At 70.6% G+C, this 14,549-nt stretch carries 13 protein-coding genes and 1 riboswitch; of the genes, 10 read left to right on the plus strand and 3 right to left on the minus strand.

Annotated elements, in window-relative coordinates; translation table 11 throughout:
• Positions 1 to 129: 129 nt before the first annotated feature.
• The 3 genes from glyA to gcvT all read right to left on the minus strand — a co-directional run bounded on the left by glyA (position 130) and on the right by gcvT (position 2,986).
• The gene (gene glyA / locus ACIF6F_RS21480; RefSeq protein WP_399948824.1) at positions 130 to 1,386 is read right to left on the minus strand and encodes a serine hydroxymethyltransferase; all 1,257 of its coding nucleotides are present in this window, start codon (positions 1,384 to 1,386) and stop codon (positions 130 to 132) included.
• A gap of 18 nt (positions 1,387 to 1,404) precedes the next feature.
• On the minus strand, positions 1,405 to 1,779 hold the full coding sequence (gene gcvH, locus ACIF6F_RS21485; protein WP_399948826.1) for a glycine cleavage system protein GcvH: 375 nt from the start codon (positions 1,777 to 1,779) through the stop codon (positions 1,405 to 1,407).
• Between the two features lie 91 nt (positions 1,780 to 1,870).
• Positions 1,871 to 2,986 (minus strand): glycine cleavage system aminomethyltransferase GcvT, encoded by a 1,116-nt coding sequence (gene gcvT / locus ACIF6F_RS21490; RefSeq protein WP_399948828.1) that lies wholly within the window; start codon positions 2,984 to 2,986, stop codon positions 1,871 to 1,873.
• Between the two features lie 188 nt (positions 2,987 to 3,174).
• Positions 3,175 to 3,286: riboswitch (glycine riboswitch) on the minus strand.
• Positions 3,287 to 3,795: 509 nt separating this feature from the next.
• On the opposite strand from gcvT, the gene ACIF6F_RS21495 reads away from it, so the two are divergent.
• From ACIF6F_RS21495 to ACIF6F_RS21540, 10 genes are all read left to right on the plus strand, one after another.
• On the plus strand, positions 3,796 to 4,482 hold the full coding sequence (locus ACIF6F_RS21495; RefSeq protein ID WP_399948995.1) for an AAA family ATPase: 687 nt from the start codon (positions 3,796 to 3,798) through the stop codon (positions 4,480 to 4,482).
• A gap of 68 nt (positions 4,483 to 4,550) precedes the next feature.
• Complete coding sequence (locus ACIF6F_RS21500) at positions 4,551 to 5,327, plus strand: enhanced serine sensitivity protein SseB (RefSeq protein ID WP_399948997.1); 777 nt, start codon at positions 4,551 to 4,553, stop codon at positions 5,325 to 5,327.
• Positions 5,328 to 5,425: 98 nt separating this feature from the next.
• Entirely contained in the window at positions 5,426 to 6,166 is a 741-nt protein-coding gene (locus ACIF6F_RS21505; RefSeq protein WP_399948830.1) for an enhanced serine sensitivity protein SseB C-terminal domain-containing protein, read from the plus strand.
• 499 nt (positions 6,167 to 6,665) lie between these two features.
• Positions 6,666 to 7,655, plus strand: a complete 990-nt coding sequence (locus ACIF6F_RS21510) for an ABC transporter permease (RefSeq protein ID WP_399948831.1) — start codon at positions 6,666 to 6,668, stop codon at positions 7,653 to 7,655.
• Between the two features lie 48 nt (positions 7,656 to 7,703).
• Positions 7,704 to 9,470: an ABC transporter substrate-binding protein gene (locus tag ACIF6F_RS21515; RefSeq protein ID WP_399948833.1), complete on the plus strand. Its 1,767-nt coding sequence runs from the start codon at positions 7,704 to 7,706 to the stop codon at positions 9,468 to 9,470.
• A gap of 117 nt (positions 9,471 to 9,587) precedes the next feature.
• Positions 9,588 to 10,589: an ABC transporter permease gene (locus ACIF6F_RS21520; protein WP_399948835.1), complete on the plus strand. Its 1,002-nt coding sequence runs from the start codon at positions 9,588 to 9,590 to the stop codon at positions 10,587 to 10,589.
• A gap of 62 nt (positions 10,590 to 10,651) precedes the next feature.
• Positions 10,652 to 11,710: an ABC transporter ATP-binding protein gene (locus ACIF6F_RS21525; RefSeq protein ID WP_399948999.1), complete on the plus strand. Its 1,059-nt coding sequence runs from the start codon at positions 10,652 to 10,654 to the stop codon at positions 11,708 to 11,710.
• On the plus strand, positions 11,707 to 12,798 hold the full coding sequence (locus tag ACIF6F_RS21530) for an ABC transporter ATP-binding protein (protein WP_399948837.1): 1,092 nt from the start codon (positions 11,707 to 11,709) through the stop codon (positions 12,796 to 12,798). Before ACIF6F_RS21525 ends, ACIF6F_RS21530 begins: the two co-directional genes overlap by 4 nt.
• A 57-nt stretch (positions 12,799 to 12,855) precedes the next feature.
• Entirely contained in the window at positions 12,856 to 13,560 is a 705-nt protein-coding gene (locus tag ACIF6F_RS21535; RefSeq protein ID WP_399949001.1) for a trimeric intracellular cation channel family protein, read from the plus strand.
• Positions 13,561 to 13,605: 45 nt separating this feature from the next.
• Entirely contained in the window at positions 13,606 to 14,463 is an 858-nt protein-coding gene (locus ACIF6F_RS21540) for a thioesterase family protein (RefSeq protein WP_399948839.1), read from the plus strand.
• Positions 14,464 to 14,549: the final 86 nt, after the last annotated feature.

Here is a 14,549-nt window from a genome sequence, read left to right on the forward strand (position 1 = left end):
TTTGCCGTTTTTTGGTGTTTTCAGAGGCAAGAGGACGCATCCACCAGGGACGTTGGTCATGAGAAGGGCCCGGCCTGTGGAAACCGAAGGCCGGGCCCGCTCACGTGCCGCACGCGGCGGCGGGTCCGCTTACAGCGAGGGGTACAGCGGGTGCTTCGCGGCCAGCGCCGACACGCGGGCCTTGAGGGCCTCGGCGTCGTACGCGGGCTTCAGGGCCTCGGCGATGATGTCGGCGACCTCGGTGAAGTCCTCGGCCTGGAAGCCGCGGGTGGCGAGCGCCGGCGTGCCGATGCGCAGACCCGAGGTGACCATCGGCGGCCGCGGGTCGTTCGGGATGGCGTTCCGGTTGACCGTGATGCCGACCTCGTGGAGGCGGTCCTCGGCCTGCTGGCCGTCCAGCTCCGAGTTGCGCAGGTCCACCAGGACCAGGTGCACGTCGGTGCCGCCGGTGAGGACGTCCACGCCGACGGCCTTGGCGTCGTCCTGGACCAGGCGCTCGGCGATGATCTTCGCGCCGGCCAGGGTGCGCTCCTGGCGCTCCTTGAACTCGGGCGAGGCGGCGACCTTGAAGGAGACCGCCTTGGCCGCGATCACGTGCTCCAGCGGGCCGCCCTGCTGACCCGGGAAGACCGCGGAGTTGATCTTCTTGGCCAGCTCCTGCGTCGACAGGATGACACCGCCGCGCGGACCGCCCAGGGTCTTGTGCGTGGTGGTGGTGACGACGTGGGCGTGCGGCACCGGGTTCGGGTGCAGGCCCGCGGCCACCAGGCCGGCGAAGTGCGCCATGTCGACCATCAGGTACGCGCCGACCTCGTCCGCGATGCGGCGGAAGGCGGCGAAGTCCAGCTGGCGCGGGTACGCGGACCAGCCGGCGACGATCAGCTGCGGCTTCGACTCCTTGGCGAGGCGCTCGACCTCGGCCATGTCGACCTGGCCGTCCTCACCGACGTGGTACGGGACCACGTTGTAGAGCTTGCCGGAGAAGTTGATCTTCATCCCGTGGGTCAGGTGACCGCCGTGGGCCAGGTTCAGGCCCATGATCGTGTCGCCCGGCTTCAGCAGCGCGAACATCGCGGCGGCGTTGGCCTGCGCGCCCGAGTGGGGCTGCACGTTGGCCGCCTCGGCGCCGAACAGCGCCTTGATGCGGTCGATCGCGATCTGCTCGACCACGTCGACGTGCTCGCAGCCGCCGTAGTAGCGGCGGCCCGGGTAGCCCTCGGCGTACTTGTTGGTCAGGACCGAGCCCTGGGCCTCCATGACGGCGACCGGAGCGAAGTTCTCCGACGCGATCATCTCGAGGGTGGACTGCTGGCGGTGGAGCTCGGCGTCGACGGCGGCGGCGACGTCCGGGTCCAGCTCGTGAAGGGGAGTGTTCAGAACAGACATCAGGATCCCTCGGTCGGTTCAGCCCGCGAAGTCGGTGTACTCGTCGGCGGAGAGCAGGTCGGCAGGCTCCTCGGAGACGCGGACCTTGAACAGCCAGCCGCCCTCGAAGGGGGCGCTGTTCACCAGGGCCGGGTCGTCGACGACGTCCTGGTTGGCCTCGACGACCTCGCCGGTGACGGGGGAGTACAGGTCGCTGACCGACTTGGTGGACTCCAGCTCACCGCAGGTCTCGCCCGCGGTCACGGTGGAACCCACCTCGGGGAGCTGGGCGTAGACGACGTCACCGAGCGCGTTGGCCGCGAACTCCGTGATGCCGACCGTCGCGACGCCGTCCTCGGCGGCCGACAGCCACTCGTGCTCCTTGGTGTAACGCAGCTGCTGGGGGTTGCTCATGACCTGATTCTCCTGGATGCGGGGGACTGCTGATGAACGGATGTCTTGGAGGGTGAGACGAACGCCGCGACGGATTCCCGGGCGGGGATCGTCACTTCTGCCGCTTGTAGAACGGCAGGGCCACGACCTCGTACGGCTCATGCGTACCGCGGATGTCGACGCCGACGCCGGAGGTGCCCGGCGCGGCGTGCGCGGCGTCCACGTACGCCATGGCGATCGGCTTGCCCAGCGTCGGGGACGGGGCGCCGGAGGTGACCTCGCCGATGACCTGGCCGTCGGCGACCACGGAGAAGCCGGCGCGCGGGACGCGGCGGCCCTCGGCGATCAGGCCGACCAGCTTGCGCGGCGGGTTGGTCGCGGCGCGCTCGGCGGCGGCCTCCAGCGCGGCGCGGCCGACGAAGTCGCCCTCCTTCTCGAACTTCACCACCCGGCCGAGACCCGCGTCGAAGGGGGTCAGGGCGGTGGTCAGCTCGTGCCCGTACAGCGGCATGCCCGCTTCCAGGCGCAGGGTGTCGCGGCAGGACAGGCCCGCCGGGACCAGGCCGGCACCCTCGCCGGCCTTCAGCAGCGCGTCCCACAGCTCGACCGCGTGCTCGGGCTTGACGAACAGCTCGAAGCCGTCCTCGCCGGTGTAGCCGGTGCGGGCGATCAGCGCGGGGACACCGGCGACGGTGCCCGGCAGGCCCGCGTAGTACTTCAGGTTGTCCAGGTCGGCGTCGGTGAGCGACTTCAGGATGCCGGGGGACTCCGGGCCCTGGACCGCGACCAGCGCGTACGCGTCGCGGTCGTCGCGGACCTCGGCGTCGAAGCCGGCGGCGCGCTCGGTGATCGCGTCGAGGACGACCTGGGCGTTGGAGGCGTTGGCGACGACCATGTACTCGGTCTCGCCCAGGCGGTAGACGATCAGGTCGTCCAGGATGCCGCCGTCCTCCTGGCAGATGTGCGTGTAGCGCGCGCGGCCCACGCCGACCGTGGAGATGTTGCCGACCAGCGCGTAGTCGAGGACCTTCACGGCCTCGGGACCGGTCACGGTGATCTCGCCCATGTGGGAGAGGTCGAAGAGGCCGGCCTTGGTGCGCACGGCGTTGTGCTCGTCGCGCTCGCTCGCGTACCGCAGCGGCATGTCCCAGCCCGCGAAGTCGGTCATCGTGGCACCGAGGGAGCGGTGCACGGCGTCGAGGGCGGTCAGACGGGGGGTGTTCGTCATAGGGGTGGCTCCCAGGGCAGGCCCGCATGAGTGACTGAAGGACGTTCCTCCCCATCTGTCATCGGAACCTGAGAGGTTCGTCACGACCGCACGCCCGTACGAACGTAAGGCGACTGCGGGGTGACTTGCACCTTGGGTGGAGCCGGGAGGCGGTGGACGTGCCTGCCGGGCTCGCTTTTCAGATGTGCCTCGCCCGCGCGGTATCGGGGCCTGAGAGATTCAAGGGAGGGTCTTGCTCCTTCGGCGTCCGGGGCGGCGGTCGTACGACAGCGGTGCCCGGCACTCTCCCGCGCGGATTCAAGCGGCCTGTATGGAGTTGGCGCGCACATCATTGCACGCGTCCGCCGGGAACGGGGGGCCCGGGGCCCGGCGGAATCGCGCGCGGGCGGCCAGTGGGCGGACAAGGGGGAGACCGGAGCGGGCGGCGGTGGGAGGGTGGGGGGACCGCGGAAGGACCGCGGCGCGAGTGTGGGGGCGGGTCCCGGACGGAACCGGGGCGGTCGGATTACCGTCTCTTTACACTCAGTGGGCAAGGGTCCCGTGACCCTCCTTCCGGCCGCTGCCGGGAGGGGCCCCCAGGGGAGGCGAGCACTGTGCGGATCTTCGGAGCGGTGGCGGGCGGCGCGCGTGCGCTGCCGGACGAGGCGCGCCCCGGACCGGGCGGCCCCGAGGGCACCTCGCGCCCCGGACCCGGCGGCGCCGGGGGAGTCCCGGGCCGCGTACCGGCGAGCCCCGGGGAGGCGCCGGAGGCGGCCGGACGCGTCGCGGCGGTGCCGTCGGCGGTCCCTGCCGTCCCTGCGGCGGTTCCCGTGGTCCCGGCGGTTTCCGTGGTCCCGGCCGCGGCCCCGGCCGTACCGGCCCAGCCGGGGGCGCGTGAGGCGTCCCGGGGGCTGCCGTTGCGGGCGGTGGTCCGGCCGGGCCCCGAGGGCGTCTGCGACCTGCGGGGCGCCGGGACGCGCGGCCCGGTCCGGCTGGAGTTCGCCGCCGGGGACGTGGTGGTGGTCTCCGGGCTGCCGGGCAGCGGCAAGAGCACGCTGATGAAGCGGGCCGTCGCGGGGCGCGGCATCGACTCCCAGGACGTGCGCGAGCGCTGGGAGCGGCGCATGCCGGCCCTCCTGCCGTACGCGGTCTACCGCCCCCTGGTCAGGGCGGCCCACTACACCGGCCTCTGGCGGGCGCTGCGCTCGGGCGAGAGCCTGGTCGTCCACGACTGCGGCACGCAGGCCTGGGTCCGCGGGCTGCTGGCCCGCGCCGCCGGGCGGCGCGGCCGGGGGCTGCACCTGCTGCTGCTGGACGCGAGCCCGGAGGAGGCCCTGTCCGGCCAGGCGGCACGGGGCCGCGGCGTCTCCGCGTATGCCTTCCTGCGCCACCGCCGCACGGTCGCCCGCCTCCTCGCCACCGCCGAGCGCGGCGGGCCGCCCGCCGGCTGCGCCTCGGTGACCCTCCTCGACCGCCCCGCGGCGGCCCGTCTCACGCGGGTGGACTTCGGGGGATGACCGACGGCCGCCCGGGGCCGGGACCGGTAGGGTCGGGGCGGCACGCGGAGAGGACGACCGGGGTGGACATGACCAGCGGCACGCACGACGGCACCTACGGCGGCGCCGGCCTGGCCGGGCACGGGTGGCCCGCGAACGAGCTTGAGGAGACCCTCGGCGCCTCCCTCGGCAACCCGGCCGCCGGCGGCCGCATCGTCGAGGTGCTCGGCCGCAGCCAGCTCTGGATCCCGCTGCCCGAGGGCGGCGGACCCGACAGCCCCAGCCTCCGGCTGCCCACCATGGAGCTCGACGGCGCCCCCTACGTGCCCGTCTACAGCTCCCAGCAGCAGTTCGAGCAGTGCGCCGGCCCCCAGATGCCCTTCACCGTGGCCCCCGCGGTCGAGTTCGCCCGCGGCCTGCCCCCGCAGCTCGGCATCGCCGTGAACCCCGAGGGCGCCGTCGGCGTCCCCCTGCCGCCCCCCGCCGTCGCAGAGCTCTGCCGCGCCGGGCGCACCGCGCTCGACGGCCCCGCCAGCGGCGGCCGGGTCCGGCTCTTCGAACCGGACTGGCAGGAGGACCCGGTCGACTTCCTCGCCGCCGCCGGCGAGGAGTTCCGCGCGACCGGGGTGGTCGCCTCGGCCCGCCGCTGCCTGGCCAGCATCGAGGGCGGCGACCCGGTCCTCTTCATCGGGGTGCAGTTCCTCAACTGGGAACTGGCGGACAGCAACGCCCCCATGGAGGCCCTCGGCCGTGCCCTGGCCCGGGTCCATCCGGCCTGGCAGGTGAACCTGCTGCTCCTCGACGTGGCCCGGGACCCGGTCGGCGACTGGATGCTGGAGCGCGTACGCCCCTTCTACCTGCCCTGAGCGGCACCGGGGACCGTAAGCTGTTTTCCATTGCAGGCCGCACCCGGTTGCCGGGCGGCCGACACGCGTGACGTCGGGCGGACGAAGAGGGGTACCGGGTGAGTGCGTCAGGCACGGCCGCGGCAGGCCAGGTCGAGCACATGCTGCGCCAGGTCACGCCCGGGCGCTACGAGACCTACGAGGCGCTGCTCCAGGCGCTGGCCGACGGGCAGCTGTGGATGCTGCTCTGGCACGGCCGGCCCGGGTCGCCCGACGCCCAGTACGGCGGCATGGAGGTCGAGGGCCTGGGCTACGCGCCCTGCGTGACCTCCGCCGCGGAACTCGCCGCCAGCGGCTGGAACCGCGCGTACGAGGTGGTCAGCGGCCGTGAGGTGGCCCGCTCCCTCTACCCCGAGCGCTGGGGGATCTGGCTCAACCCGCACGCCGCCGGCGGCGGCATCGGCGTTCCGTGGGCGGACCTGCGGCGCATCGCCACCGGTCTGGACCGGATGCCGGCCGGCCCGTTGCGCATTTCCGACCCCGCCATCGAACTGCCGCAGTTCTACGCACTGCTCACCCAGCACGCGCACCGCACCACAGCCGTCCGCTCGCTGCGGCGCGCCTGGGTGCAGCCCGCGCTGGGGACCCCGTACCTGGCCATCGGCCTCGACCTCTACGACGCCTCCGCGCCGGCGGTCGAGTCGGTGCGGGACATGATGCGCCGGGCGGTCTCCGCCGTTCCGGAGGGGCTTCCCGTGTCGACCGTCGCGCTCGCCGACGAGCACGATCCGGTGGCGATGTGGCTGCGCGCGCAGGCCCGCCCCTTCTACGACCGCGAGGCGCACGCCCCGGCGTACTGACCCCCGTCCGGCCCCGCGCCGGTCCGGTGCCCCGCCTGCCGGGTGGCCGGAATGTGAGACGGGCATCTCGAAGGCCGTACCGATCCGCATCGGTGCGGCCTTTGCCGTATGTCCGGCTCCGGGCGGTTGGTTCCGCCCAAAAAGCGCACCCGAAGAGGCAGTTGGGCTCGATGTCCGATCCGCGCCGATCGGCCGGTGTTGCTCCGCTGAGCCGCGCGCTTGGTCCGGATAACGGAAGGTATCGAGCCACATCACGGTTGCGCATCACATCCCCGTCGGGTCTGGCGGGTGATCGCGCGACCGTTGAAGACTCCCCCCACCAAGAGCTGCGAACCCTGCAACCACCAGCTCTTCACGTGCACTTCAGCAGCTCTTTCCAGCCAGCACACGCAGCAACATCAGCCAGCAATCGCACCATCAGCGACACCGATGTGAACCAAGCCGCTACAGCGGCGGGCATGGGCCGGCCACCCGTCGGCCGAGAGGGGTCCCCACCACGATGACGGCACCACTGCACGACACAGCCGCGGACGAGATCGCAGCCGTCGCCGCCGAAGTCCCTGCCAAGGCCATCGAAGGTCGTTCGCCCGGCAAGATCGCGTGGATGCGCCTCAAGCGCGACAAGGTCGCCCTGACCGGCGGATTCGTCGTGATCTTCCTGATCCTGGTCGCGGTGTTCGCACCGCAGATCGTCAGCCTCCTCGGCCACCCGCCGAACGAGTTCCACGAGGACATGCTCGACCCGGACCTGGGCATCCCGAAGGGCTCCTTCGGCGGCATCAGTTCGGACTTCCTGCTCGGCGTCGAGCCCACCAACGGCCGCGACGTCTTCAGCCGCATCGTCTACGGCTCGCGCATCTCGCTGCTCGTCGCCTTCCTCGCGGCGTTCGTCTCCGTGGTCCTGGGCAGCATCCTGGGAGCGCTGGCCGGCTTCCTCGGGGGCTGGGTCGACGCGGCCATCAGCCGCACGATGGACCTGCTGCTCGCCTTCCCGCAGCTGCTGTTCACCATCGCGCTGGTCTCGGTGGTCCCCAACGAGCTGTGGGGCCTGACCGGTACGGGCGTCCGCATGGGCGTACTGATCGTGGTCATCGGCTTCTTCGGCTGGCCGTACATCGGGCGCATCGTCCGCGGCCAGACCATCTCGCTCCGCGAGCGGGAGTACGTCGAGGCCGCCCGCTCCCTGGGCGCCGGCCGCGGCTACATCCTCTTCAAGGAACTGCTCCCCAACCTGGTCGCCCCGATCCTCGTCTACACGACGCTGATCATCCCGACCAACATCCTCACCGAGGCGGCCCTGAGCTTCCTGGGCGCGGGCGTCAAGCCCCCCACCCCTTCCTGGGGAAAGATGCTCTCCGATGCGCTGCCGCTCTACCAGGCGGACCCCATGTCGATGGTGGTCCCCGGTGTCGCGATCTTCCTCACCGTCCTGGCGTTCAACCTCTTCGGGGACGGGCTGCGTGACGCACTCGACCCCAAGGGCAGCTGAACCGTTTCACCTGATTCACCTGAATCCATTCCTGGAGGTTGGAACACAGTGATCCGCAGAAAGCAGGCAGTCGCGATCGCCGCCACGGTGGCCGCGCTGTCCCTCACGGCCACCGCGTGCGGCGGCGGCTCGGATGAAGGCAAGGGCAAGGAAGGCGGCTCCTCCAACGCCGCGTTCAACGCCGCGACCACCGGTGTCGTGAACCCGTCCGACAAGAAGGGCGGCGAGCTCAAGCTCTGGTCGCCCCAGGACGTCGACTACCTCGACCCGGCGCGCGCCTACTACGGCTTCGTCTGGAACCTGCAGCGCCTCTACATCCGCCAGCTGCTCGCGTACGACAGCAAGCCGGGCAAGGACGGCACCAAGCTGGTCCCGGACCTCGCCGAGGCCCTGCCGGTCCTGAGCAACGGCGGCAAGACCTACACGCTGAAGCTCAAGGACGGCGTGAAGTTCGAGGACGGTACGCCGATCACCTCGAAGGACATCAAGTACGGCATCGAGCGCGTCTTCGCGCAGGACGTCCTCTCCGGCGGTCCGACCTACCTGATCGACATCCTTGACCAGGGCCAGAAGTACCCCGGCCCGTACAAGGACAAGGACCCCAACAAGATGGGTCTGAAGTCGGTCCAGACGCCGGACGACAAGACCATCGTCTTCAACCTGGCGAAGCCGAACTCCGACTTCTCCTACCTCCTGGCCATGCCGTCCTCCTCGCCGGTCCCGGCCGCGAAGGACACGGGCGCCAAGTACACCAACGCCCCGATCTCCACGGGCCCGTACAAGGTCACCAGCTTCACCGCGAGCAAGGGCGCCACCTTCGAGCGCAACCCGAACTGGGACCCGAAGACCGACACGATCCGCAAGGGTCTGCCGGACAAGGTCTCGTTCACGGTGACCACCAACGCCGAGGACATGGACGCGCGCCTGCTCAACGGCGACATCGACCTCGCGGTCGACGGCACCGGTGTCCAGCAGGCCGCCAAGATCAAGATCCTGCAGGACCCGAAGCTGAAGAAGAACGCGGACAACCCGTTCACGGGCTACATCCGCTACTTCGTCTTCCCGCAGACGGTCAAGCCGTTCGACAACATCGAGTGCCGCAAGGCCGTCATCTACGCGGCCAACCCGAAGTCCCTGCAGACCGCCCGCGGCGGCCCGACCTCGGGTGACCTCGGCGCGAACATGCTGCCTCCGGGCATCCCGGGCTCCGACAAGTCGTACGACCCGTACGGCCTGGCCGGTGGCGCCCCGCAGGTCGACAAGGCCAAGGCCGCCCTGGCCGCCTGTGGCCAGCCGAACGGCTTCAAGACCACGATCGCGGTCCGCAACAACCGCGCCGCCGAGGTCAAGACCGCCGAGTCGCTCCAGGAGTCGCTGAAGGCCGTCGGCATCGAGGCCTCCATCGACCAGTACGACGGCAAGCTCTCCTCCTCCACGATCGGCTCGCCCGAGAACGTGAAGAAGAAGGGCTACGGCATCATCGTCATGGGCTGGGGTGCCGACTACAACTCCGGCTCCGGCTTCCTGCAGCCGCTGGTCGACGGCAGCTTCATCCTGCCGAACGGCAACAACAACTACTCCATGCTGAACGACCCCGAGGTCAACGGGCTGTTCGACAAGGCCGCCGACGCCGCCACCCCGGAAGAGGCCGCCCCGTTCTACACGGACATCAACAAGAAGGTCATGGAGAAGGCGCTCTACCTGCCGATCAACTTCGACAAGGCCTTCGTCTACCACAACCCGCGCCTGACGAACGTCTACTTCAACGAGTCGATGGGCAAGATCGACCTCGCCACCGTGGGTGTCGTCAAGTAACAGCAGGACATGTGCCTTCACCACACATGCGCTAGTTCGAAGGGCAGGTGAAGGCCGCAGGCGGCGGCTGCCGTCCCCACAAGGGACGGCGGCCGCCCGCCCGAGCGGCCGACTGCAGTGCTCGTCTACCTCATTCGGCGGCTCTTCAATGTCGTCGCCACGCTGCTGGTGGTCTCCGCGGTCACCTTCGGCATCTTCTTCGCGGTGCCGAAAATCACCGGCAGCGACCCGGCTCTCATGTACGCCGGCCGCGAGACCAACGAAACGGCTCTTCAGGGCATCCGCGTCAAGATGGGCTTCGACAAGTCCATCCCTGAGCAGTACGGAATCTTCCTCAAGGGCATCGTCGCCGGCCGCGACTACAACCAGGGCACGGAGGTAACGCACTGCCCCGCACCGTGCTTCGGCTACTCGTTCAAGGCCGAGCAGCCGGTGTGGGAGATGCTGCTCGACCGCATTCCCGTCACCCTCTCCCTCGCGAGCGGAGCGGTGATCCTCTGGGTCATCGGCGGTGTGCTCACCGGCGTGATCTCCGCACTGAGGAGAGGCACGATCTGGGACCGGTTCACCATGATCGGTGCCCTGGCCGGCGTGTCCCTGCCCATCTACTTCACGGGCATGCTGGCGACGGCGATCTTCGTCTACTCCCTCCAGTGGCTGGACGCGAGTGAGTACGCGCCGCTCGTCGACGATCCGGCGGCCTGGTTCAACAGCATGCTGCTGCCCTGGATCACGCTGGCCTTCCTGTTCGCCGCGACGTACGCCCGCATCACCCGGGCCACCATGCTCGAAGTCCTGGGCGAGGACTACATCCGGACGGCCCGCGCCAAGGGCCTCAAGGAGAACGTGGTCATCGGGAAGCACGCGCTGCGCTCCACCCTGACCCCCGTCCTCACCCTCGTCGGCCTCGACCTGGGCGGCCTGCTCGGCGGCGCCGTCCTCACCGAGTCGACCTTCAACTTCCCCGGCCTCGGCACCGCCGCGGTCGGCGCGATCAGCCAGGGCGACCTGCCCGTGATCATGGGCGTGACCCTGGTCGCCGCCTTCTTCATCGTGATGGCCAACCTGATCGTGGACATCATGTACTCCGTCGTAGACCCGCGCGTGAGGCTGACGTGACCGAGACCCCGCTGAACAACGAAGGCGCCCAGGTCGCGGGAACCGCCACCGGCCCGGTCGGCATCCCCGAGCAGGCCGGCCCCCGCCCGGAGGCCTTCCTCTCGGTCCGCGACCTCAAGGTCCACTTCCCGACCGACGACGGCATCGTCAAGTCCGTCGACGGCCTCTCCTTCGACCTGGAGCGCGGCAAGACCCTCGGCATCGTGGGCGAGTCCGGCTCCGGCAAGTCGGTCACCTCGCTCGCCGTCATGGGCCTGCACCGGACCGGCCACAGCCGCAACCGCCCGCAGATCTCCGGCGAGATCTGGCTGGACGGCCAGGAGCTGCTGCGCGCCGACGCCGACGACGTACGGCAGCTGCGCGGCCGCAAGATGGCAATGGTCTTCCAGGACCCGCTGTCCGCGATGCACCCGTACTACTCGGTGGGCTCCCAGATCGTCGAGGCGTACCGGAACCACAACGACGTCGACAAGAAGACCGCGCGCAAGCGCGCGATCGAGATGCTCGACCGGGTCGGCATCCCCGAGCCGGGCAAGCGCGTCGACGCGTACCCGCACGAGTTCTCCGGCGGCATGCGCCAGCGCGCCATGATCGCCATGGGTCTGGTCAACAACCCCGAGCTGCTGATCGCGGACGAGCCGACGACCGCCCTGGACGTCACCGTCCAGGCGCAGATCCTCGACCTCATCCGGGACCTCCAGAAGGAGTTCGGCTCGGCGGTCATCATGATCACGCACGACCTCGGCGTGGTCGCCGAGATGGCCGACGACATCCTCGTGATGTACGGCGGCCGGTGCGTCGAGCGCGGCACGGCCGAGAAGGTCTTCTACGAGCCGCGGCACCCCTACACCTGGGGTCTGCTGGGCTCCATGCCGCGCATCGACCGCGACCAGACCGAGCGGCTCATCCCGGTCAAGGGCTCGCCGCCCAGCCTCATCAACATCCCCAGCGGCTGTGCCTTCAACCCGCGCTGCCCGTACGCCGACGTGCCCAAGGGCGGGGTCACCCGCACCGTGCGGCCGGAGCTGACGGACGACGGGACGAAGCACTGGTCCGCCTGCCACATGTCGCAGGAGGAGCGGACCCGGATCTGGACCGAAGAGATTGCGCCGAAGCTGTGACCGACATGAAGAAGACGGACGCGGCCACCGTCCCCGCGCAGGCCACCGCCTCGCCCGAGCCGCTGCTGAGGGTCTCCGGCCTGACCAAGCACTTCCCCATCAACAAGGGGCTGCTGCGGCGCCAGGTCGGCGCGGTCAAGGCCGTCGACGGCCTCGACTTCGAGGTCTACCCGGGTGAGACCCTCGGCGTGGTCGGCGAGTCCGGCTGCGGCAAGTCCACCATGGGCCGGCTGATCACGCGGCTGCTCGAACCGACCGGCGGAAAGGTCGAGTTCGAGGGCAAGGACATCACGCACCTGGGCGTCTCGGGCATGCGCCCGCTCCGCCGTGACGTGCAGATGATCTTCCAGGACCCGTACGGCTCGCTGAACCCGCGCCACACGGTCGGCACGATCATCAGCGCCCCCTTCAAGCTCCAGGGCATCGAGCCCGAGGGCGGCCTGAAGCAGGAGGTCCAGCGCCTGCTCAGCCTCGTGGGCCTGAACCCCGAGCACTACAACCGCTACCCGCACGAGTTCTCCGGCGGCCAGCGCCAGCGCATCGGCATCGCCCGTGCGCTCGCGCTCAAGCCGAAGCTCGTGGTCGCGGACGAGCCGGTCTCGGCCCTCGACGTGTCGATCCAGGCGCAGGTGGTCAACCTGCTGGACGACCTCCAGGACGAGCTGGGCCTCACGTACGTGATCATCGCGCACGACCTGTCGGTCATCCGGCACGTCTCGGACCGCATCGCGGTCATGTACCTCGGCAAGATGGTCGAGCTGACCGACCGCAAGTCGCTGTACGAGGCGCCGATGCACCCGTACACCAAGGCGCTGCTGTCGGCCGTGCCGGTGCCGGACCCGAAGCGCCGCGGGGCCAAGACCGGCCGCATCCTGCTCAAGGGCGACGTGCCCTCGCCGATCTCGCCGCCGAGCGGCTGCCGGTTCCACACCCGGTGCTGGAAGGCCACGCAGATCTGCAAGACCATCGAGCCGCCGCTGCTGGCGCTCAAGACCGGTCACCAGGTCGCCTGCCACCACCCGGAGAACGCCCCGGACCAGGCCCCGGGCGACCCGGCGCTGCCGGAGGCGGCGGAGGCCGCCGAGTAGACGGGGGTGCGGGGGACCCTGGGCGCGGCCCCGGGTCCCCCGCACCTCGGCACGGGCATGGCCGGAACCGACCGGCAGAATGTGTCCGTGTCCCTGTACCACGATCTGTTCAACCCGACCCTCCAGCACGCCCTGGATCTGGTCGGCATCTTCGTCTTCGCCCTGGCCGGCGCTCTGCTCGCGGTCCGCAAGAACTTCGACATCTTCGGCATCGCGATGCTCGCGATGGTCACCGCCCTCGGCGGCGGCCTCTTCCGTGACCTGATGATCGGCGCGATCCCGCCCGCCGCCTTCACCGACTTCGGCTACTTCGTCACGCCGCTGGTCGCCGCCGCCTTCGTCTTCTTCCTCCACCCCGAGGTGGCCCGGATCAACCGGCTGGTCAGCGTCCTCGACGCGGCCGGCCTCGGTCTCTTCTGCGTCACGGGCACGACCAAGGCCTACGAGTACGGCCTCGGCCTGACCCAGTCCGCCGCCCTCGGCCTCGCCACCGCCGTCGGCGGCGGTGTGCTGCGCGACGTGCTGGCCAACGAGGTGCCCTCGCTGCTGCGCGACCGCGAGATGTACGCCGTGCCCGCGATGGTGGGCGCCGGCATGGTCGCCCTCTTCCTCAACTTCGACGCCCTCAACGCGGTGACCAGCACCATCGCCGCCGTGACCGCCTTCGTCTTCCGGCTGCTGGCGATGCGCTTCCACTGGCAGGCCCCGCGCGCCTGGAACCGCCGCTCGGAGGTGGCCGAGGAGGAGCACGCCAAGCCGTAACAAGAAAAGCTACCGCTTAGTAGCTACCGGCGGTACGCTGGATGTATGGCACAGGCAGCAGCTCAGGCAACGATCGGCGACAGCGAGTTCGACCGGGACACCCGGCTCACGCCCCGCGGCGCGGCCGAACCGGGCGTCTTCGACGCGGAACTCTCCGCCGGGTGGACCATCATCAGCGCCGTCAACGGCGGCTACCTGCTGGCCCTGGTGGGAAGGGCGCTCTCCGAGGCCCTCCCGCACCGCGACCCCGTCACGGTCTCGGCGCACTACCTCACCTCCTCGGTCCCCGGCCCCGCCGTGATCCGCACCCAGCAGGTCCGCACCGGCAACACCCTCTCCACCGGCCAGGCCTCCCTCTTCCAGTACGACGAGAGCGGCGCCGAGGTCGAGCGCATCCGCGTCCTCGCCTCCTACGGCGACCTCGGCGCGCTCACCGACGACGTCCGCACGAGCGCGAAGCCGCCGGCCATGCCCCCGTACGAGCACTGCCTCGGCCCCGAGATGGGCCCGGCTCCCATCCCGGGCAGCTCCGCCATCGTCGACCGGCTCGCGCTGCGGCTGGATCCGGCCACCGCGGGCTGGGCCCTGGGCGCCCCCTCGGGCAAGGGCGAGATGCGGGCCTGGTTCGGCCTGGCCGACGGCCGCGACGCCGACCCGCTCTCCCTGCTGCTGGCCGTGGACGCGCTGCCGCCCACCGCCTTCGACCTCGGCCTGATCGGCTGGGCGCCCACCGTCGAGCTCACCACCCACATCCGGTGCCGCCCCGCGCCCGGCCCGCTCCGCGTCTCGATCACGACGCGGAACATGGCCGGTGGATTCCTGGAGGAGGACGCCGAGGTCTGGGACAGTACGGACCGCCTGGTGGCCCAGTCGCGGCAGCTGGCCCGCGCCCCGCGCGGCTGAGGCGGGCCGGGCCCGGCGCTGCGTGCGGCGTACCGGCGTACCGGCGTCCCGTCCGTACGCCGCGCACCTGGGTCAAGGCGGCCGCC

The organism is Streptomyces sp. NPDC086023, assembly GCF_044540325.1.
GTDB lineage: Bacteria > Actinomycetota > Actinomycetes > Streptomycetales > Streptomycetaceae > Streptomyces.